Annotated in this window: 23 protein-coding genes and 1 pseudogene; 16 read left to right on the top strand and 8 right to left on the bottom strand. The window is 63.8% G+C overall.

Features of this window, described 5'->3' with window-relative positions:
- Positions 1-129: 129 nt before the first annotated feature.
- A complete protein-coding gene (gene radC / locus BG90_RS03490; RefSeq protein WP_045568279.1) occupies positions 130-927 on the bottom strand; it encodes a RadC family protein in 798 nt (265 codons plus the stop codon).
- A 137-nt stretch (positions 928-1064) separates the two neighbouring features.
- Here radC and BG90_RS03485 point away from each other — a divergent pair, with 137 nt between their 5' ends.
- The 7 genes from BG90_RS03485 (at position 1065) to BG90_RS03455 (ending at position 7149) form a co-directional block, all read left to right on the top strand.
- Positions 1065-1520: an FKBP-type peptidyl-prolyl cis-trans isomerase gene (locus tag BG90_RS03485; protein ID WP_010102111.1), complete on the top strand. Its 456-nt coding sequence runs from the start codon at positions 1065-1067 to the stop codon at positions 1518-1520.
- Positions 1521-1522: 2 nt separating this feature from the next.
- A complete protein-coding gene (gene ispH / locus BG90_RS03480) occupies positions 1523-2503 on the top strand; it encodes a 4-hydroxy-3-methylbut-2-enyl diphosphate reductase (RefSeq protein WP_010102112.1) in 981 nt (326 codons plus the stop codon).
- A 276-nt stretch (positions 2504-2779) separates the two neighbouring features.
- Positions 2780-3283 carry a hypothetical protein gene (locus BG90_RS36385; protein ID WP_010114292.1) on the top strand — a complete coding sequence of 168 codons (504 nt, stop codon included), beginning with the start codon at positions 2780-2782 and terminating at the stop codon, positions 3281-3283.
- A 222-nt stretch (positions 3284-3505) separates the two neighbouring features.
- On the top strand, positions 3506-4456 hold the full coding sequence (locus tag BG90_RS03470; RefSeq protein ID WP_010102115.1) for a branched-chain amino acid ABC transporter permease: 951 nt from the start codon (positions 3506-3508) through the stop codon (positions 4454-4456).
- 10 nt (positions 4457-4466) lie between these two features.
- Positions 4467-5633 carry an ABC transporter permease subunit gene (locus tag BG90_RS03465; protein ID WP_010102116.1) on the top strand — a complete coding sequence of 389 codons (1167 nt, stop codon included), beginning with the start codon at positions 4467-4469 and terminating at the stop codon, positions 5631-5633.
- 26 nt (positions 5634-5659) lie between these two features.
- Positions 5660-6433 (top strand): ABC transporter ATP-binding protein, encoded by a 774-nt coding sequence (locus BG90_RS03460; RefSeq protein ID WP_010102117.1) that lies wholly within the window; start codon positions 5660-5662, stop codon positions 6431-6433.
- Positions 6433-7149, top strand: a complete 717-nt coding sequence (locus BG90_RS03455) for an ABC transporter ATP-binding protein (protein WP_025989695.1) — start codon at positions 6433-6435, stop codon at positions 7147-7149. Before BG90_RS03460 ends, BG90_RS03455 begins: the two co-directional genes overlap by 1 nt.
- A gap of 56 nt (positions 7150-7205) precedes the next feature.
- On the opposite strand, the gene BG90_RS36075 is transcribed toward BG90_RS03455, so the two are convergent.
- The gene (locus tag BG90_RS36075; protein ID WP_157135606.1) at positions 7206-7457 is read right to left on the bottom strand and encodes a hypothetical protein; all 252 of its coding nucleotides are present in this window, start codon (positions 7455-7457) and stop codon (positions 7206-7208) included.
- Between BG90_RS36075 and BG90_RS03445 the strand changes: the two genes are divergently transcribed.
- Positions 7458-8126, top strand: a complete 669-nt coding sequence (locus BG90_RS03445; protein WP_010102122.1) for a DUF2278 family protein — start codon at positions 7458-7460, stop codon at positions 8124-8126.
- Between the two features lie 170 nt (positions 8127-8296).
- On the opposite strand, the gene BG90_RS03440 is transcribed toward BG90_RS03445, so the two are convergent.
- The 3 genes from BG90_RS03440 to BG90_RS03430 form a co-directional block, all read right to left on the bottom strand.
- On the bottom strand, positions 8297-8755 hold the full coding sequence (locus BG90_RS03440; protein WP_010114295.1) for a GNAT family acetyltransferase: 459 nt from the start codon (positions 8753-8755) through the stop codon (positions 8297-8299).
- A 6-nt stretch (positions 8756-8761) separates the two neighbouring features.
- Positions 8762-9946, bottom strand: coding sequence for an acetylornithine transaminase (locus BG90_RS03435; RefSeq protein WP_010102124.1), 1185 nt, complete (start codon positions 9944-9946; stop codon positions 8762-8764).
- 279 nt (positions 9947-10225) lie between these two features.
- Positions 10226-11257 (bottom strand): CDP-6-deoxy-delta-3,4-glucoseen reductase, encoded by a 1032-nt coding sequence (locus tag BG90_RS03430; protein ID WP_010102126.1) that lies wholly within the window; start codon positions 11255-11257, stop codon positions 10226-10228.
- 28 nt (positions 11258-11285) lie between these two features.
- On the opposite strand from BG90_RS03430, the gene BG90_RS03425 reads away from it, so the two are divergent.
- The gene (locus BG90_RS03425) at positions 11286-12374 is read left to right on the top strand and encodes an NAD-dependent epimerase/dehydratase family protein (protein ID WP_010114296.1); all 1089 of its coding nucleotides are present in this window, start codon (positions 11286-11288) and stop codon (positions 12372-12374) included.
- On the opposite strand, the gene BG90_RS03420 is transcribed toward BG90_RS03425, so the two are convergent.
- Together BG90_RS03420 and BG90_RS03415 are read right to left on the bottom strand one after the other, a co-directional pair.
- Complete coding sequence (locus BG90_RS03420) at positions 12367-12555, bottom strand: hypothetical protein (RefSeq protein WP_010102128.1); 189 nt, start codon at positions 12553-12555, stop codon at positions 12367-12369. The genes BG90_RS03425 and BG90_RS03420 overlap by 8 nt on opposite strands.
- Before the next feature lie 116 nt (positions 12556-12671).
- Positions 12672-13394, bottom strand: coding sequence for a pseudouridine synthase (locus tag BG90_RS03415; RefSeq protein ID WP_010114297.1), 723 nt, complete (start codon positions 13392-13394; stop codon positions 12672-12674).
- 150 nt (positions 13395-13544) lie between these two features.
- On the opposite strand from BG90_RS03415, the gene copC reads away from it, so the two are divergent.
- Both copC and BG90_RS34635 read left to right on the top strand, forming a co-directional pair.
- Entirely contained in the window at positions 13545-13916 is a 372-nt protein-coding gene (gene copC, locus BG90_RS03410; RefSeq protein WP_010114298.1) for a copper homeostasis periplasmic binding protein CopC, read from the top strand.
- Positions 13917-14406: 490 nt separating this feature from the next.
- Positions 14407-14610 (top strand): annotated as a pseudogene (locus BG90_RS34635) (IS5/IS1182 family transposase); the annotation flags it as partial.
- A 184-nt stretch (positions 14611-14794) separates the two neighbouring features.
- On the opposite strand, the gene BG90_RS36380 reads toward BG90_RS34635, so the two are convergent.
- On the bottom strand, positions 14795-15028 hold the full coding sequence (locus tag BG90_RS36380; RefSeq protein WP_144427322.1) for a hypothetical protein: 234 nt from the start codon (positions 15026-15028) through the stop codon (positions 14795-14797).
- A gap of 187 nt (positions 15029-15215) precedes the next feature.
- Between BG90_RS36380 and BG90_RS03405 the strand changes: the two genes are divergently transcribed.
- From BG90_RS03405 to BG90_RS37155, 5 genes are all read left to right on the top strand, one after another.
- On the top strand, positions 15216-15449 hold the full coding sequence (locus BG90_RS03405; RefSeq protein ID WP_025989701.1) for a hypothetical protein: 234 nt from the start codon (positions 15216-15218) through the stop codon (positions 15447-15449).
- 100 nt (positions 15450-15549) lie between these two features.
- A complete protein-coding gene (locus tag BG90_RS03400) occupies positions 15550-16740 on the top strand; it encodes a hypothetical protein (RefSeq protein WP_010111786.1) in 1191 nt (396 codons plus the stop codon).
- A complete protein-coding gene (locus BG90_RS03395) occupies positions 16740-17939 on the top strand; it encodes an MFS transporter (protein ID WP_010114301.1) in 1200 nt (399 codons plus the stop codon). Before BG90_RS03400 ends, BG90_RS03395 begins: the two co-directional genes overlap by 1 nt.
- Positions 17939-18820 (top strand): class I SAM-dependent methyltransferase, encoded by an 882-nt coding sequence (locus BG90_RS03390; RefSeq protein ID WP_025989696.1) that lies wholly within the window; start codon positions 17939-17941, stop codon positions 18818-18820. The genes BG90_RS03395 and BG90_RS03390 overlap by 1 nt, the downstream gene beginning before the upstream one ends.
- A 6-nt stretch (positions 18821-18826) precedes the next feature.
- Positions 18827-19522 carry a hypothetical protein gene (locus BG90_RS37155; RefSeq protein ID WP_232288867.1) on the top strand — a complete coding sequence of 232 codons (696 nt, stop codon included), beginning with the start codon at positions 18827-18829 and terminating at the stop codon, positions 19520-19522.
- The last annotated feature ends 4 nt before the right edge of the window (positions 19523-19526 follow it).

Here is a 19526-nt window from a genome sequence, read left to right as displayed (position 1 = left end):
AAGACAGACGGCGATTCTAACAGAAAAACTTCAGGAAAATCAAACCTAATTTCGCACGGGGGAATCGCACGGCGTCGGCGCCTGGCGGCGCGGTGCCGGGCGGGCCCGAGGCGCGGGGCAGGCGGCACGCTAGATCCAGCCCGCCTGCGCGAAAGAAAACGTATCGTTTGCGCCGACGACGAAATGGTCCATCAATCGCACGTCGATGAGCGCGAGCGCGTCGCGCAGCACGCGCGTCAAGCGCCGATCCGCGGCGCTCGGCCGCACCGCGCCCGACGGATGATTATGCGCGACGATGAGCGCCGCCGCATTCAGCGACAGGGCGCGCCGCACGATTTCGCGCGGATAGACGGCCATCCGCGTGAGCGACCCGTGCGCGGTTTCCTCCGTCCGCAGCAGCCGATGCCGGGCATCGAGGAAGAGGCATACGAACACTTCGTGCTGCCGCGTGCCGATCAGCAGCCGCAGATAATCCTCGACCGCGCCCGGCGAATCGACGAGCGGCCGCTCGCGAGCCTTCTCGGCGAGCGCGCGGCGCGCCAGCTCGACGACCGCGACCAGGATCGCGGTGCGCGCGGGGCCGATCCCGCGCAGGCCCTTGAAGTCGTCGGGCGCCGCGTCGAGGAGTGCGCGCAGCGAGCCGAAGCGCGCGAGCAGCGTGTGCGCGAGCGCGAACACGTCGTGGCCGGGCAGGCCCGAACCGAGCAGGAGCGCGACGAGCTCCGCGTCCGACAGCGCGGCGGGCCCGCGCGCAAGCAGGCGTTCGCGCGGCAGGTCGCGCCCGCGGTGCGCCGCGGCGGCGGGCGGCGCGGGCGTTGCGGCTGGGGCCGGGGCCGGGGCCGGCGGGGCGGCCGGCGGCGGGGCGAGCCGATCGCGCGCGGGCTCGTCGTCGACGTTCTCGCCGACTGCAAGAGTCTCGTATTGCATGCTGTTGACCTCCAATATCCTGCGTGCTCGCAAGGCGAATCACGTCCGCATTCAGCCTCGATCGCCGAGGTGACTTACAATAGGGCCTTTGCGTAGTGCCGCCCGTCGTTTTCGGGCGCCGATTGAACGAGTACCACATGAGCCTCATCGACCTTGCAGAAGTGAAGCCCGGTTCGCACGTCACGCTTCATTACCGGCTCGCCCTTGCCGACGGCGCCGACATCGTCAACACGTTCTCCGACAAGCCCGCCACGCTCCTGCTCGGCGCGGGACAGCTTGCGCCGTCGCTGGAAGACATTCTGATCGGCCTCAAGGCGGGCCACCATTCGACTTTCCGGCTAACGCCCGAGCAAGCGTTCGGGCCGCGCAATCCGGACATGATCCAGCGCGTGTCGCTCGCGACGCTGCGGGACAACGGCATGGTCGGCGATGATTTCGCGCCGGGCGACCTGATCGAATTCAACGCGCCGGACGGCGGGCGCTACGCGGGCGTGCTGAAGGAGATCGGCGAGACGTCCGCGCTCTTCGATTTCAATCATCCGCTCGCGGGCCAGGCGCTCGCGTTCGAAGTGAAAATCATCGGGATTCTGTAATCATGAGCTCCACCGATACGCTGTCCGGTCAGGTCGCCGCGGCCGACGCCGAGATTCTGCTCGCTCAGCCGCGCGGTTTCTGCGCGGGCGTCGATCGCGCGATCGAGATCGTCGAGCGCGCGATCGCGATGCACGGCGCGCCGATCTACGTGCGCCACGAGATCGTGCACAACAAGTACGTCGTCGAGGATCTGAAGAAGAAGGGGGCGATCTTCGTCGAGGAACTCGCGGAAGTGCCGTCCGGCAACACGGTGATCTTCAGTGCGCACGGCGTGTCGAAGGCGGTGCGCGACGAGGCGGCCGTGCGCGGCCTGCGTATCTATGACGCAACGTGTCCGCTCGTCACGAAGGTGCACGTCGAGGTCGCGAAGATGCGCCAGGAAGGCGTCGACATCGTGATGATCGGCCACAAGGGGCACCCGGAAGTCGAAGGCACGATGGGCCAGGTGGAGCGCGGGATGCATCTCGTCGAGAGCGTCGAAGACGTGCGGAAGCTCGAGCTGCCCGATCCGGAGCGCGTCGCGCTCGTCACGCAGACGACGCTGTCGGTCGACGACGCGGCCGAGATCATCGGCGCGCTCAAGACGAAATTCCCCGCGATCCGCGAGCCGAAGAAGCAGGACATCTGCTACGCGACGCAGAACCGTCAGGATGCGGTGAAGTTCATGGCGCCGCAGTGCGACGTCGTGATCGTCGTCGGCAGCCCGAATAGCTCGAATTCGAGCCGCTTGCGCGAAGTCGCCGAGAAGCGCGGCGTCGCCGCCTACATGGTGGACGCGCCCGAGCAGATCGATCCGGCCTGGGTTGCCGGCAAGCGTCGAATCGGCGTGACGGCGGGCGCATCGGCGCCCGAGGTGCTCGCACAAGCGGTGATCGCGCGTTTGCGCGAGCTCGGCGTGACCAACGTGCGCGCGCTCGAGGGCATCGAGGAGAACGTGTCGTTCCCATTGCCGCGCGGCTTGAATCTGTCGCCCGCGACCTGATCGCCGGTTTCGTTTCCGTCAGATTGCAAAAAGCGCGCCTTGGGGCGCGCTTTTATTTTGGGCGAATTTTCCCATGGAGCAACCATTCGGCACTGTGACGGTGCAACCGGGTTGCAATATCGTCTGAAATGGCGTGCTCAAAAAAGGTTGCAATGCAGGAAAACCCTGTCGAATCAGGAATATTGGTCGTCCTATAAATAGAGTTACAATGCGCCCGTTTTCAGGCCCGATGGCCTTTGAAACATGGTTTTGGCAAGGCGCTGGAGACCTTATTTGATGCATCTGAAGTTGGTTTACGCCGGGCCCGTCGACGCTGCGGTTGCGCTTTTCGCCGCGGCCGCCGACGGACGCGACGGCGGGGCGGCGGCGCAGGCCGAGGCGGCCCCGACGGCCTCCCCGAGCGACGTGCCCGCCGCCGGGGCCGGGCGTTCTGCGGCGAATTTCGCCGCGATGCCGACTCAGATCAAGCGCGCGCGCACCGACGTCGTCGTATCCGTCGGCATCGGCGCGCCGGGCGACCCGGTCGCGCGACGGACGGCCGTCGTTTGCGCGGCGGCGTCGTCCGGACGTGCGCCGATCGCAAACGACGCAGTGCGCGCGACCGCCGACACCACGAGGCGCGCCAACCCGAGCGGAGCATTCGACGTGCCGCATCCGATGCCGGCGCCCGCCCGCGAGGCGGCGGCCGATGTCGCGCGCGGCCGCATCGACGACGCGAAGGCCGGCGCATGGACGCTCTACGACTTCAAGGAGGCCAAGCACACCGTCCTCAAGTCGTGAATTACAGACGGGACTCGCGACGGCACCGAAGCTTCAGTGCGGTGCCGTTTTCGTATCCGTCCCGGCAAGACGCGCGGTCGCACAGTCCGCACCGTCCGCGCCGGGCCGACATCACCTTACCGGTATTGATCAGGTACCCGCAGTGTCGTCGAGTTGGCGCGATTCCATCGCTTATCCGCGTGGCGGAGCGCTCATCCGGCGGCACGGGCCAAGGAGCTTTAAATGGATATTTTCGTCCAGCAGATCCTCAACGGACTGGTGCTCGGCAGTGTCTACGCCATCATCGCGTTGGGCTATACGATGGTGTACGGCATTCTCGGCATCATCAACTTCGCGCACGGCGACGTGCTGATGGTGGGCGCGATGGTCGCGCTTTCCGCGATCACGGTGCTGCAGAACCACTTCCCCGGTCTTGGCCACGTCGCGACGCTCGCGATCGGGCTCGGGATCGCGGCGATCGTCTGCGCATGCGTCGGCTTCACGATCGAGCGCGTCGCATACCGGCCGCTGCGCCGGGCGCCGCGTCTCGCGCCGCTCATCACCGCGATCGGCGTGTCGATCCTGCTGCAGACGGCCGCCATGATGATCTGGTCGCGCAATCCGCTGCCGTTCCCGCAACTGCTGCCGACCGATCCGATCAACGTGATCAAGGCGGGCGAGAACAATCCGGGCGCGGTGATTTCGATGACCGAGATCGCGATCATCATCGTCGCGTTCCTCGTGATGGCGGGCCTGCTGCTGCTCGTGCACAAGACGAAGCTCGGCCGCGCGATGCGCGCGATCGCCGAGAACCCGAACACGGCGAGCCTGATGGGCGTGAATCCGAACTTCGTGATTTCGGCGACCTTCATGATCGGCTCGGCGCTCGCCGCGCTCGCGGGCGTGATGATCGCTTCCGAATACGGCAACGTGCACTTCTACATGGGCTTCATCCCCGGCATGAAGGCGTTCACGGCGGCGGTGCTGGGCGGGATCGGCAACCTGGGCGGCGCGATGGTGGGCGGCGTGCTGCTCGGCCTCATCGAGCAGTTGGGCGCGGGCTACATCGGCAATCTGACGGGCGGGGTGTTCGGCAGCAACTACCAGGACGTGTTCGCGTTCATCGTGCTCATCATCGTGCTGGTGTTCCGGCCGTCGGGCCTGTTGGGCGAACGTGTCGCCGATCGCGCGTAAGGAGAACAACATGACATCCATTCAACCGATCGAAACGTCTGCTTCGCTCGTCGAAGAGCGCCATACCGCGAAGACCGTCACCGTCGGCGTGCTGACCGCGGCGCTCGTCGTCGCGGCGCCGCTCCTCATCGGCGCGGCGGGCGGCAACTACTGGGTGCGCGTGCTCGACTTCGCGATGCTGTACGTGATGCTCGCGCTGGGTCTGAACGTCGTCGTCGGCTTCGCAGGCCTGCTCGACCTGGGCTACATCGCGTTCTACGCGGTGGGCGCATACACCGCGGCGCTCCTGAGCTCGCCGCACCTGACGTCGCACTTCGACTGGATCGCGCAATTGGTGCCGGGCGGCCTGCACGTGCCGTTCTTCCTGATCGTACCGATCGCGATGGCGTTCGCGGCGTTCTTCGGCATCCTGCTCGGCGCGCCGACGCTGCGTCTGCGCGGCGACTACCTCGCGATCGTCACGCTTGGCTTCGGCGAGATCGTCCGGATCTTCATGAACAACCTCGACCGACCGGTCAACGTGACGAACGGGCCGCAGGGGATCACCGGCATCGATCCCGTCACGGTCGCGGGCTTCAACCTGTCGCAGACGCACGAGATCTTCGGCTTCTCGCTGCCGTCGGTCTACATGTACTACTACCTGTTCGTGCTCTGCGCGCTGCTCGTGATCTGGGTCTGCACGCGCCTGCAGCACTCGCGGATCGGCCGCGCATGGGCCGCGATCCGCGAAGACGAGATCGCCGCGAAGGCGATGGGCATCAACACCCGCAACGTGAAGCTGCTCGCGTTCGCGATGGGCGCGTCGTTCGGCGGCCTGTCGGGCGCGATGTTCGGCGCGTTCCAGGGCTTCGTATCGCCGGAATCGTTCACGTTCTGGGAATCGGTCGTCGTGCTGGCCTGCGTCGTGCTGGGCGGCATGGGCCACATTCCGGGCGTGATCCTCGGCGCCGTGCTGCTCGCGGTGTTTCCCGAATTCCTGCGCTCGACGATGAGCCCGCTGCAGCACATGCTGTTCGGCCATGACGTCATCGATACGGAAGTGATTCGCCAGGGCCTGTACGGTCTCGCGATGGTGCTCATCATGCTGTACCGCTCGGAAGGCATCTGGCCCGCGCCGAAGCACGAGGACCGAATCGCAAAACTGGCGAAGCGCGGCAAGAAGCCGGCGCGCGCGTAACGAACGGCATGCAGGAGAACATTGCAATGAGCGAACAAATTCGACTGTCCGTCAAAGGCGTGAACAAGCGCTTCGGCGGCCTGCAGGCCCTGTCCGACGTCGGGCTCGAGATCAAGGAAGGGCAGATCTACGGTCTGATCGGCCCGAACGGCGCGGGCAAGACCACGTTCTTCAACGTGATCACGGGGCTCTACACGCCCGATTCCGGCGAGTTCCGGCTCGACGGCGACACGTACACGCCGACCGCGGTCCACCAGGTCGCGAAGGCGGGCATCGCGCGCACGTTCCAGAACATCCGCCTGTTCGGCGGGATGACGGCGCTCGAGAACGTCATGGTCGGGCGCCACGTGCGCACGAAGCACGGTCTCCTGGGCGCGGTGTTCCAGACGCCCGCCGAGCGCAGGGAAGAGCGCGAGATCAAGGAGCGCGCGATCGAGCTGCTCGACTACGTCGGCGTGCTGCAGTACGCCGACTACACCGCGCGCAATCTGTCGTACGGCCATCAGCGCCGGCTGGAAATCGCGCGCGCGCTCGCGACCGATCCGAAGCTGCTCGCACTCGACGAGCCGGCGGCGGGCATGAACGCGACCGAGAAGGTCGAGCTCACGCGCCTGCTCGACAAGATCCGCTCGGACGGCCGCACGATCCTGCTGATCGAGCACGACGTGAAGCTCGTGATGCACTTGTGCAACCGCATGACGGTGCTCGATTACGGCAAGGTGATCGCCGAGGGTCTGCCGCAGGACGTGCAGAAGAACCCGAAGGTGATTGAGGCATATCTCGGCGCAGGGGTGCACTGATGGCAGCGGCAATGTTGAAAATCAAGGGCTTGCAGGTCAACTACGGCGGCATCCAGGCCGTCAAGGGCGTTGACATGGAAGTCCGCCAGGGCGAGCTCGTCACGCTGATCGGCGCGAACGGCGCGGGCAAGACGACGACGATGAAGGCGATCACGGGTCTCAAGCCGTATTCGGCGGGCGACATCGAGTACGACGGGCAGTCGATCAAGGGCGTGCCGCCGCACGAGCTCCTGAAGCGCGGCCTCGCGATGGTGCCGGAAGGCCGCGGGATCTTCGCGCGGATGTCGATCGTCGAGAACATGCAGATGGGCGCGTATCTGCGCAACGACAAGGAAGGGATCAAGAAGGACGTCGACCGGATGTTCGGTTTCTTCCCGCGCCTGAAGGAGCGGGCGACGCAGCTCGCGGGCACGCTGTCGGGCGGCGAGCAGCAGATGCTCGCGATGGCGCGCGCGATCCTCTCCAAGCCGAAGCTGCTGCTGCTCGACGAGCCGTCGATGGGCCTGTCGCCGATCATGGTCGAGAAGATCTTCGAAGTGGTGCGCACGGTCTCGAAGGAGGGCATCACGGTGCTGCTCGTCGAGCAGAACGCGCGTCTCGCGCTGCAGGCGGCCGACCGCGGCTACGTGATGGATTCGGGCACGGTCACGATGGAAGGCGACGCGAAGCAGATGCTCGACGATCCGAAGGTGCGCGCCGCGTATCTGGGCGAGTAAGCCCGATCGGACGCTCGCCGCGCGCTGAGTCGCGCGGCGCGGCTTTCAGGAAGCCGTCACGGTTCGCCGTGGCGGCTTTTTGTTTTGTGCGGCGGCGTGGCGGCGCGTGCATCGGGGGCGTGGCGGCCGAGTGCGACGGCGTGCGATGGCGTGCCGCCGAGTGCGGCGTCGAAGCGACGTGCGATGTCGACGCTTTCGTGCCTGGCCGAGGCCCCGATGCGCGACGTGCGGCGTTCGCCGATCGGCATATCGAAAACCGACACGCAGCTCGGGCACAATGTGCGGGCCACCATCGAACGGAGACGCATATGAGCCTCGATTACGGTTTCGTGAAAGCGAAGATCAAAGCGGTCGCGGGTCTGAAGGCGGCGAGGCGCGCGAACGAGACGCAGTATCACGTCCACCTGACGCTCGCGTTGCCCGACGGCGACTGGGACGTCGCGATCAATGTCGGCACCAACGACGCGGACGACTTGCTCAAGTACAAGCTCGTCTACGATTTTCATCATCCGGTCACGCGGACACTCGCCGCCGCCGCGGAAGGCTACGTCGACCTGACGAACGGCGATGCGCTGCCGGCGCTCGATTACGTGCGCAGCGACGTCCTGAGCGAAACGGGGGCGTGGCGGGTCAGCGACGTGATGGACGGCACCGAGCATCCGGAACCGATTCCGTCGGTGTTGCGGCTCGTCGACGCCGCGCATCAGCAGAATCTCGATCTGTACGTGTTCGGGCGCACGTACGTCGAAGGCAACGGGATTCACGACACGCACATGAACCAGGGATCGACCGGCCCGCATTTTCTGCATCAGGCGGGCGACGACGCGAACGACCACAACGACGTGTGGCAGGACGGCGCGCTGCTCGTCGATCTCGGCGGCGAGCAGTGGGCCGCGTATTTCGCCGCGTTCGAGCAGCAGGCGGTGCCGACCGACAGCCTCGGCAACCCGTTGCCGGGCGCGGGGCCGATTTCGTAGCGAGTCGCAGGCGGCGCGAAGGGGCGAGCGCTAGCGCGGCGGCGTGTCAGCCGGCGTGCCGATGGGGAATCACGTGAACCGGGGCATCCGCTCGGAGCCGCACGCGTCGTGGCGGCCGGAAGAGGGCGGGGCGCGCCGCGCAGTCCCGCGCGGCGCTCTCGTTCTCAGCCTCAATCCGGCGCGAGCCGCTTGCCGAACGAGATCCGCTCTTCCGCGCTATAGCCGAGCGCTTCGTAGAATCGGCACGCGTCGTCGTTGCCGGGCAGCACCTGCAGGTTCACTTTCGGGCAGCCGAGCGCGGCGAGCGCCGCTTCCGCATGCGCGAGCAGCGCGCGGCCGATGCCGAGCCGCCGCGCGTCGCGCTCGACGGCGAGCGAATACAGCCAGCCGCGGTGGCCGTCGTAGCCGGCCATCACGGTCCCGGCGACGCGCCCGCGGGCGATCGCGACGAAGAACAGCTCCGGCTGCGTCGCGAGCTTGAGCGCGATCGAGCGTCGCGGATCGCGATGCGGCGTGCTCGTGTCGGAGTACGCGGGAAATGCGTCGCGCCACACGGCAAGCACGGCATCGGTGTCGCCGTGCTCGAACGGCCGGATCGCGACGTCGTCGGCAACGAGCGTGGTCGACATGTGCGATCAGAGCGAGTCGAGCACCGAACGCAGCATCGCCATCATCTGGTCGATCTCTTCGTTCGTCACGTTGAGCGCCGGCATGAAGCGCAGCAGGTTCGGACGCGCGGCGTTCAGCAGCAGGCCGTCCGGCTGCATGTCGCGCGCCTTCTCGACGATCTGCGGGCCGATGTCCTTGCCGAGCAGCAGCGCGCGCAACAGGCCTTCGCCGCGCTCGCCCCCGAAGCCGCGCTCTTCCGACAGCTCGAGCAGCTTGCGCTTCAGGTATTCGCCGCGCGCGCGCACGCCTTCGAGAAAGCCCGGCGCGACGAGCTGCGAGATCACCGCGTAGCCGGCGGCCGTCATCAGCGGGTTGCCGTTGTAGGTGCCGCCCTGGTCGCCCGCCTCGAACACCGCGACGTCCGCCTTCGACAGCAGCGCCGCGAGCGGCGCGCCGCCGCCGATGCCCTTGCCGAGCGTCATGATGTCCGGCTCGATGTTCGCGAGCTCGTATGCGAACAGCGTGCCCGCGCGGCCGCAGCCGCTCTGCACTTCGTCGACGATGAGGAGGAGATCGTGCTGCTTCGTCAGCGCGCGCAACTGCTGCATGAACTCGTTCGACGCCGGGATCACGCCGCCTTCGCCCTGGATCGGCTCGAGCATCACGGCGACGGTCTTGTCGCTGATCAGCTTCTCGACCGAGTTGATGTTGTTGATCTCGGCCTTCGGGAAGCCCGGCACCTGCGGCGCGTAGATCGTGTCCCATCCGGCCTTGCCGCTCGCGGACATCGTCGCGAGCGTGCGGCCGTGGAAGCTGTGGTCGAACGTGATGATCTCGTACGCGCCGTTCTTGAATTTGCGGCCCCATTTGCGTGCGAGCTTGATCGCGCCTTCGTTCGCTTCCGCGCCGCTGTTCGCGAAGAACACCTTGTCGAACACGCTGTGCTGCGTGAGCAGGCTCGCGAGCTTCGCCATCGGCTCGTTGTAGAACGCGGGCGACGGGTTCAGCAGCTTTTCCGCCTGTGCCTGCAGCGCCTGGACGAGGCCGTCGTTGCAATGGCCGAGGCAGTTGACCGCCCAACCCTGGATGAAGTCCAGGTAGCGCTTGCCGGTGTGGTCGTAGAGCCACGAGCCCTTGCCGTGCGTAAACACGATGTCGGGGCGGTTCGTGATGTACATCAGCGAGTCGATCGGGTAGTCGTTCAGCGGCATGGCGGCAAGCTCCAGGGGGAGGTCGGCGAAAAGACAATAAAAAAAGCCACGGGATGCCGTGGCTTGGTGGTTCGAACAGCTTTTGCGTAACGGGGAAGCGGTTACGCGCGAGTCCGTGACGAGCCGGCGGCATCCGTGCGGAGCGGCGAGCGGCGACGTCGGAGGGCGGACTGGAAGCGGTTCATGTGCGCAAGCATAAGGCATCATGCGGCCTCGAGTAAACCGCTGCGACGCGACAATTCGGTGTCGCGTCGGTTTTTTCCCGAGGCCGCGCGGCGCTCAGACGGCGTGGGCGAGGTCTGCGGCGCTCGTAAACGAGTCCGCATAGAACTCGTCGGCGGGCAGGCTGTGGTGCTGCGTGAAGTCGCGCTGCGCGGATTCGACCATCACCGGCGCGCCGCACGCGTACACCTGGTAGCCGGACAGATCCGGCAGATCCTCGATCACCGCGCGGTGCACGAAGCCCGTGCGGCCCGTCCAGGCGTCGCTCGCGTCGGGCTCGGAGAGCACCGGCACGAACTCGAAGTTCGGGATCTCCTTCGCCCATTGCTCGGCGATGTCGAGCAGATACAGATCCTTCTTGCGGCGCGCGCCCCAGTAGAGCGTCATCGGGCGCCCGAGCTTCAGATGATGCGCGTGCTCGATGATCGCCTTGATCGGCGCGAAGCCCGTGCCGGACGCGAGCAGCACGATCGGCTTGTCCGAATCCTCGCGCAGGAAGAACGTGCCGAGCGGGCCTTCGAAGCGCAGGATGTCGCGCTCCTTCATCGCGCCGAACACGTGGTCGGTGAACTTGCCGCCCGCCATGTGGCGGATGTGCAGCTCGATCGGGCCTTCGTCGTGCGGCGCGGTCGCCATCGAGTAGCTGCGGCGCGTGCCGTCCTTCAGGATGAATTCGATGTACTGGCCGGCGAGATACTGCAGGCGCTCGTTCGCCGGTAGCTGCAGCCTCAGCACGATCACGTCGTCCGCGCGGCGCTCGAGCGCCGCGACGCGGCACGGCAGCTTCTTCACCTGGACGCCGTCGACGCCCGCGATCTCGCGCACGTCGACTTCGAGGTCGCTCTGCGGCTTCGAGCAGCACAGCAGCGCGAGGCCGCGCGTGCGCTCGTCGTTCGACAGCGCCGACGAGGAGTGCGGTCCCTGCTCGAACTGGCCTTGCACGATCGTGCCCTTGCACGAGCCGCACGCGCCGTTCTTGCAGCCGTAGGGCAGATGGACGTTCTGACGCAGCGCCGCCGCGAGCACGGTTTCGTCGGCTTCGACCTGGAACTGCCGGCCGCTTTGCTTGAGGGTTACGTTAAAAGCCATAAGTCGTTGAGAACAAAAAGTGGGGACCGTGCAAGGCGCACACGGCAGCTACAATGCATTCCTACGGATCAATCGATACACCATGATTGCGACACGAATCCTGCGCAGGCCGCGCGTATTGATCGTCGGCTGCGGCGACGTCGGCATGCGCTGCGCCGCGCAGTTGCGCGCGCGGCGCCAGAACCTGCGCATCGTCGCGCTGACGAGCCGGCGGGCGCGTTGCGCCGAACTGCGGGCGGCGGGCGTCGTGCCCGTCGTCGGCGATCTGGACGAGCGCGCGACGCTCGCACGGATCGCGCGGATCGCGCGGATCGCGAGCGTCGTGCTGCATCTCGCGCCGCCGCAGGCGACGGGCGACGTCGACCGCAGAACGCAGGCGCTCGTCGCTGCGCTCGCGTCGCCGCGGCGGCCGTCGCGTCAGCTCGCGCCGGCGTACGGCAGGCTGCGCGCGGGGCGGGCCGCTGCCGGATCGGCCTGGCCGCCTTTTCAGGCAACGGGTATTGTACCCGACGCCTTGTCGCGTCCCGTCGTCGTCTACGCGAGCACGAGCGGCGTCTATGGCGATTGCGGCGGCGCACGGGTTGACGAAACGCGTCCGGTGCGGCCTGCGAATCCGCGCGCCCGACGTCGCGTGTCGGCCGAGCGTCAATTGCGCCGCGCGACCGTGCGCGGCGCGCTGTCCGCGCGCATCGTGCGGATTCCCGGCATCTACGCGGCGAACCGGCTGCCGCTCGCGCGGCTCGAGAAGGGGACGCCGGCCCTCGTCGAGGCCGACGACGTCTATACCAACCATATCCATGCCGACGATCTCGCGTCGATCCTGCTGCGCGCCGCGGCGCGCGGCAAGCCTGCGCGGGTCGTCCATGCGAGCGACGACACCGAGCTGAAGATGGGGGATTATTTCGAGCTGGTCGCGCGCGCATTCGGCATGCGCAACCCGCCGCGCATCACACGTGCCGAGGCGGAGCGACAGCTCGAGCCGATGCTGCTGTCGTTCATGCGCGAGTCGCGACGGCTCGCGAACGCGAGGATGAAGCGCGAATTGCGCGTCACGCTGCGCTATCCGACCGTCGACGATTTCCTGCGCACCGCGGCCGCGCCGCGCCCGATCAAGTGATCGCCGGCAGCGCCTCGATCAGCAGGAAGCACAGCAGCGCGCCGATCAGCGCGCCGATCAGGCTCGGATGATATTTGCGCTTCAGATGCATCGCGGTGAGCAGCCCGCCGATCATGATTGCGCCGAGCGCCGCGAACGCGAGTATCACGGACGAAATTTCAATCGGATTGCTGATGGTCATGATGTCCCCCAAACCCGGAACGCATTGTGATTTTGTTTCGAGTATAGCGGGGCTTGATGACAGTGCCATGCTGCGAAGCAGCATGATTCGGATGGCCGTGCAGCAGCCGTTCGGGCTTACCCTGACAGGGTTTTCGCCGTGTCGCGCAATGCGGCCAGATCGCATTCGTCGAGCCAGCGCCACGCGCCTTCGGCGAGATCCGCCGGCAGCGTGAAGCCGCCGATGCTCGCGCGATGCAGCGCCTCGACGCGGTTGCTCGCCGCCGCGACCATCCGCTTCACCTGGTGATATTTCCCTTCGGCGACCGTCATTTCGAGGAGTCGTTCTCCTCGGGCGTGCGCGGCGACCGCGGCGATCGGCTTCGGCTCGCCGTGCAGCAGCACGCCCGCGCGCAGCGCGTCGAGCAGCGCGTCGTCGAGCGGGTGGCGCACCGTCGCGACATAGGTCTTCGGCACCTTGCGCTTCGGCGACGTGTACGCGTGGACGAACTGGCCGTCGTCGGACAGCAGCAGGAGGCCCGTCGTGTCCTGATCGAGTCGGCCGACGCACTGGACGCCGCGCTCGGCGAACTGCGGCGGCAGCAGGCGGAAGACGCTCGAATGATGCTGCGGCTCGCGCGAGCACTCGTAGCCCGCCGGTTTGTTGAGCACGACGTACGCGCGTGCGTGGTACGGCCACGCGACGCCGTCGACTTCGAACGCGAGGCGGGCGGTGTCGAACGACGCGTGCGCGTCGGTGCACGTCGCGCCGCCGACGGCGACGCGTCCTGCTTCGACGAGCGCGCGGCACTGGCGGCGCGACCCGAAGCCTTGCGTAAACAGAATGCTTTCGAGATCCATGGCGCGCGCATTGTACCAAGCGTATCAAACGCGGATCGGGTAGACAGTCGCGGCGCGCCCGAGCGCAAGCGCACGCCGGGGCTGGTAAGCTCGGGGCCGCGCGGCCGCGCTCGGCGCGACCGCAACTCTCCGTTCGAACGAAGGTATCCGATGACAATCACGATGACTTCCGTCGCGCGGCGCGGCCTTGCCGCCGCGCTCGCGCTCGCGCTGTCGAGCGTCGCGTTCGCGCACGCGAAACCCGAAAAGACCGATCCGCCCGCGAACGCCGCGGTCGCCGCACCGCAGGCCGTGTCGATCGACTTCACCGAAACGCTCGAGCCGGCGTTCAGCTCGATCGTCGTCGTCGACGCGGCGGGCGCGCCGGCCGCGGCCGCGAAGGCGGTCGTCGACGCATCCGATCGCAAGCGCATGTCGGTCGCGCTCAAGCCGCTGCAGGCGGGCGCGTATACGGTCAAGTGGGTTGCGGTCGCGACCGACGGCCATCGCACGCAGGGCAGCTACAAGTTCACCGTGAAATAAGCGGCAAGCAGTAAGCAATGTGCGGCCGCGGCATCCGGACATGCCGCGGCATTTGCCGAAACCGGATTTTTCCGAATCCGTCATTCGACATCATCCGTATTCGATCCGGTTGCGCGGAATCGATTAATCTGGATCGATCGGTTTCTTGTCGCTTGGTCGAATCGATTTAACGCGCATTCGAATACGAATATATCCGCGCATTCGAGGCGCGCCATTCACTGTGGCGCCGACGATCGTCGAAACGGATCGCTCATGCTTCTTTTTGCATCTCGAAGTCTCGCCCGCCGGCGTGATGCGTCGAACGCGTGACGCGGCGAACCCGCCCGGCGGCGCTCGACGATATGTCCTGCATCGAAACGCTATCGTAGTCGGCCCTGCATAAGATAGGCGAGGCAAGTGCGGCAAGGCATTGGAGGGAGATCGTGATTTGGCGAACGTCCAGAGTCGATATTGATTTGATCGGTTTTCTGGGAGCTTGCGAGCCACGCCGATGAGCACGCCCGACTTTTTCCGCAGCCGTCCGGACACGATGATCGATCTTCGTCACCCGCTGGCGGTGTTGGCCACGCGCATGCCGTGGGGGTCGATCGAAGCGACGCTCGCGCCGATGTTCGAACGCCGTGCTCGTGAAGGCCGTGTTCTCGAAGGCGTTGATCTGTTCGCGCGCCCTCGCATCGCCCTCACGCTAGCAGGCGAGCGCTGGCGTCAAACGCCCGTGCGCTGGACGCGGCGAATTTTGCCGGGCCGACGACTTAGTAGAAAACCACAATCACCACGTACGCGATGTGGCCTTGCGAAAGGATCACTGCTCGACGCGAACCAAGCGCGGAATTCTGGCGCGTCTGCGCTCCATGGCCCTGAACTGCATGCGGGCTACGTCAGGCCGAAGCATCACCATCGAGCGCCACCGCAACGCGCTGAACTTTGAACATTTGCGGCGCTGCGTTTGCGGAGACACGAGAAATTAACAGCCATCGCATCAATCGGGTTGCTGCTTGGCGTGACGAGCGCCCAAAGCTCGCCGCATCTGTTTGGCCAATGACCAAGGTGCGGGAATTGCCATCATAATTGCAAGTTATAAATGTGACGAAATTTGTGTGGATTTTTGACATAAGTAACTCAGTCGGTATGCAAATAAATCGACGTGGTCGAAATCGGCTGAATTTAACCTACATTACAAATGCTTGACATGGAAATTACATTTGTTGTAATTTCTATCCGCCTGTAACCTCTTAATGGAAAAAGAGGATGCACGCGTCACCTTCCCTAAATTCAGTTTCGTTAAAAAGGAGCATCAATATGACGATTTCCTTGAAAAACATAACGAGAAATCATGAATTGACCGCTGGCGAGGTCGAGCCGATCGTAGCCAATGTGAAATACGCACAGCGTAACGACGTCGAGGTGGCGCCAGTCGTAGCCAACGTGAAATACGCGCAGCGCAATGATGTCGAGATAGAGCCGGTTGTGGCCAATGTCAAGTATGCGCAGCGTAACGATGAAGAAGTAATGGCTGTCGCCGAGGCTGCCTGAAGGGCGCGGTAATGCTCATGCATTGCTGAATCCGCTTCTTGAGCAAGAGGCTTTGGCCTCTTGCTCACGTATCCATGTTTCTCTGAACGGAGAGTCGAATATGGTCGCATTGTTGTCGCCGCAATTTGTGAAAGAATTATGGGGTAAGCAAGCGACGGAGCTGGCCATATCGCAGATCCCATTCAACGATAAAGATGTGCTGGATGCGCTCAGGGAATATGCGGTGTGCGCGAACGACATTCGATCCCGCAACTCTCAGTCCGAAGCCATAACCGCTTTCAACGGAAAGCGCACGCCAGAGCCGCATCCTGATTTTCTTGTGCGTCCCACCGATAACACGCTCGAGGATTATGTATCGAGAATTGAGCGTCTTGCCGGCGACGACGAGTGGACGGTCATGTACTATGGGCTTCATGCGGCAAGCCCCGTCATTTGGGACGTCGCAAAAGCTTTTTCCGACCAGCTCGCCTTGTCGATAGGCTATCGGCCTGGCGGCCGCGTCGATATTGATTGCTTTATCGGGCGATATTCATCCACCTACATCGGAATCCATGTGGATCATGCGCATAATTTCGGGTTCACCTTGCGCGATGGGAAAACGATGTTCACCTGGCCCGGAACCCGGTCGGATCTCGTCGGCGTGCGATTTCCAGACTATGAGTCATTCAAGCCTGAAGGCATTCCGCTCGAGAACAAAACGAATCGAGTAACCTATTTCCCCGAGGACTGGCTTCACGTTGCCGAAACAAAATCCGACGTTTCGGTAAACGTGAATATCGCTTTTTGGGAGACCGGCAACGATTCTCAGCAAAACGCGAACTACGTGAAGGGCCTGCTCCAGGCGCCCAATCGTACCCGCCATGACGTGCGTTCCTCAGGCATCGCGAGCCTGAACCCCGATGATGCGCTTCTGCTTTCATCCCTGAAGGCCTTGCTTGACAGCGCGTCTCTGAAAAGACGAATGATGATTTCTCAACTCATCTCGGACACCAGCAGCCGCTTGAATGTCGGCCGTCCAATCGTCGAAGTCGAAGAATTGGACGATGTCATCGCCCTCAACGCCGTCAGCACCCTGCAGTGGATGCCGGTATTGCAGGAGGGGGAGGTCCTGGTCGCGGCCAACGGCCACTGCGGCAGCTTCAGATACAGCCGCGCATTACACGACTTTCTGAATAGCCTGTCCGCCGGTCAGCAAGTGAACATTTCGGATTTATCGAGCGGGAAAGACAGGCTGCTTAACGATGATTTCCTGAGTGTTGCCGCATCGCTGGCGCGGTGGGGAGCACTTTGATGGGCATCCGAGGTCGATGGGCGCTCGTTTTTATTTGTATCTCCCTGTCGTTTGGCAGCTTCGCCGATGAAGCGGCTCAAGTGACCTTTGCCCTGAGGCTGGCTGACCACACTTCCTCGGTCTCGATATTGCTCGCCGCCGGTCTCATCGGAGGCATTCTTTCCGGCCCGATCGCACCCATGGTCCTTCGGCGGATCGGGCCTCGCAAAACGATTCCCGCGGTATTTCTCCTTCAGTCGCTTCTGATCGCGGTCGCGTCCCTGGCCAATCAGTTCTGGAGCTACGTCGTCGTGTCGATGGCGCTCGGATCCACGGGGTCCCTTCAGTGGGCGGCAATCATGGTCGCCATTCCAAGCTACACAAACAACGAGCGGTACATCGATCGCGTAAACCGGATTACGCAATCGGTGCGGAACATGGGTTACGTGGGCGGCCCGGCTCTCGGCGGGCTGCTGTACGGCACGGCCGAGCGTTCACGGGGGCTTTTGCTGCTGGCATTGTTGGTGTTGGTCGCCGCGCTTGTCACTGCGCTATGTTTCAAGGTGCTGGATTCTTTCAGTCAAAAATCCGATCAGGCGCCCACGCAAGAAAAGCAGAAGGGGCGATTCGACTTGCCCGATCTCTTTCGCACGGCCGGCGTGATCCGTGCGGTCGCCCCGTTGTTGATGACGGTCGCGCTGACATCCACGCTCAATGTGCTGCTGATATTTCGAATTCGCACCGAGCTGCAGTTCAGTGCCGAGATCTACGGATTCGTTATCAGCGCGTTGAGTGTGGGGCTGATCGTCGGTCCCGTGGTTTTCTCCGGGATGTTGGCGAGGTTCGGCGATGCCGCCGGCGCCTCCATTGCCGCCAGTATCATCGGCTTCGGCATTTTATGGCTCGCATTGAGCGACGCGGCATGGATCATCATGTGCGCCACGTTTCTAATCGGATCGGCAAACGGCATCCAGAACGCGCTCACGGCAAGTTTCATGATGAAGGCGATCGATCCGCAGCGGCGTGTCAACCTGATGCCGGCCTACATATTTTGCATCCAGACTTCGGTATTTCTCGGATTCCTGAGCGCCGGCATGATTAGTACGGCGCACGTGAGCATGGCTCTCGTGGCTGTTGGAGTCGTAACGGCGATCATCGGCGCATGCGGCTTCGCGTTGAATGTCAAAAACCGACCAAGCATGGTTACAAAAGGAGCTTAATGATGGATGGTATAGGACGCTTCGGATCGAAGCCAAGCGATACGAAATCAATCAAACTACAAGCCCCTTTGGATCGAATCGTGACATCGGGCATAGCGGATCTCAGAGTCAGCCACTACTACTTCGACGAGCCGTTATTCGACGAGTATGAATTGACGACGGTCCGTGCGACATGGGATTTTTCCGCCGCGGAATCCATTGTCCGGGATGGGCACAATATTCTCGATCTGGGCTGCGGCGATGGCCGGCTGCTCCTGCACCTCGCCGAAAAATTTTCGCTGAAGGAGAGCTTTGGCATCGACATCTCCCCGGTCGCCATCGATCGCTTCAATAAGTCCATCAATCACAGCCACATTCACGCGCTCCAGGGCGACATATTTGATTTGCCGACGCCGATCACGCAACGACGCTTCGACGTCGTTACGTTTGGCGATGCGACGGTCAATTTCATTCTGGACGACGATAAGCTCGAAGTGCTGTTGCGTAGCGCGAAGGCGCAGCTGCGCGACTCCGGATCGAGGATCATGGTCGCCGTCTTCGGTGACGGAACACCCGAGCGTCTTTCGTTCATGGACAAACGATGCACGGTGGTGCCATTTCGGCGGAGCAACGGGGAAGCCGCGCTCATCTGGTGGGCCTACAAATACGACAGCGACAAGCTGATCATGCATCGATCGGTCTTTGCGCAATCGGGACGGAATGACAACGGGAATATCGAAGGGGTCGTATGCGATCTTCGAGACCGGATGTGGACGCCGTCGGCACTCGTCCCCATCGCGGAGGCCAGCGGCCTCACGGTCGAAAAAGTGATCGCATCCGAAGTGCAGGACGGGACCGCCGTGGGCATGGCAACGGCAATTGTCATATTGAAATCGGCTTGAACCCCCATGAGAACAGATCCGATTCGACCAAACTTTTATCAGGGCGCGGGGGGGTATGCCTGGCAGCTCGCCGAATATCTCCAGGGCGACCAGGCCGACGGAAATGGCAGCTACACGCTCAGCAAGTCAATGCCACCGGAATTGCGGAACCCGCTCGCCACCTGCCCTGAATTCCTGGCGCCAGACCGCTCGGTCAGATGGTCCAAGTCAGTGCGCATTACTCGCAATACGCCTCGGCTTGTCGGTGCGCGGGGGATTCGATCATCGCTTGTCGTGGTTGAAGGCGCGCAGGCGTTTGGAGGGTTTCGCCATGAAGACGTTCAGGCGCTCGCCGAAGGGACAACAGTGGGCGCGTTGCCGGGTATGGAAATCAATGGCGTGGCGCATGAGGCGGGCACGCTATTGGTCGCGCTATATCGACATGGGTTCATCGAGACTGACCAAGTGTTCCCGGCATCTCCTCCGGTCGGCTACATGATCGAACCCACCTGCATCGTTGCCGACGCCCCCGGGATCGGACGCGTAGCCATCAACCAGCTTAACGGTCGAACCATTCGATTGAGCGAAGCTTCTCAAGGTATCTTTTCCCTGGACAAGCTTTTGAACGAGATACCGGAACCACTGCACCCGAACATCGTCCACTTTGTGGAAGCCGGCATGTTGCGATTGATTTCTGGAGAGAACGCCCGTGCACATGATTAGACCC

Source organism: Burkholderia oklahomensis C6786, from assembly GCF_000959365.1.
GTDB lineage: Bacteria > Pseudomonadota > Gammaproteobacteria > Burkholderiales > Burkholderiaceae > Burkholderia > Burkholderia oklahomensis.
This window is presented reverse-complemented; position numbering and strand designations above follow the sequence as displayed.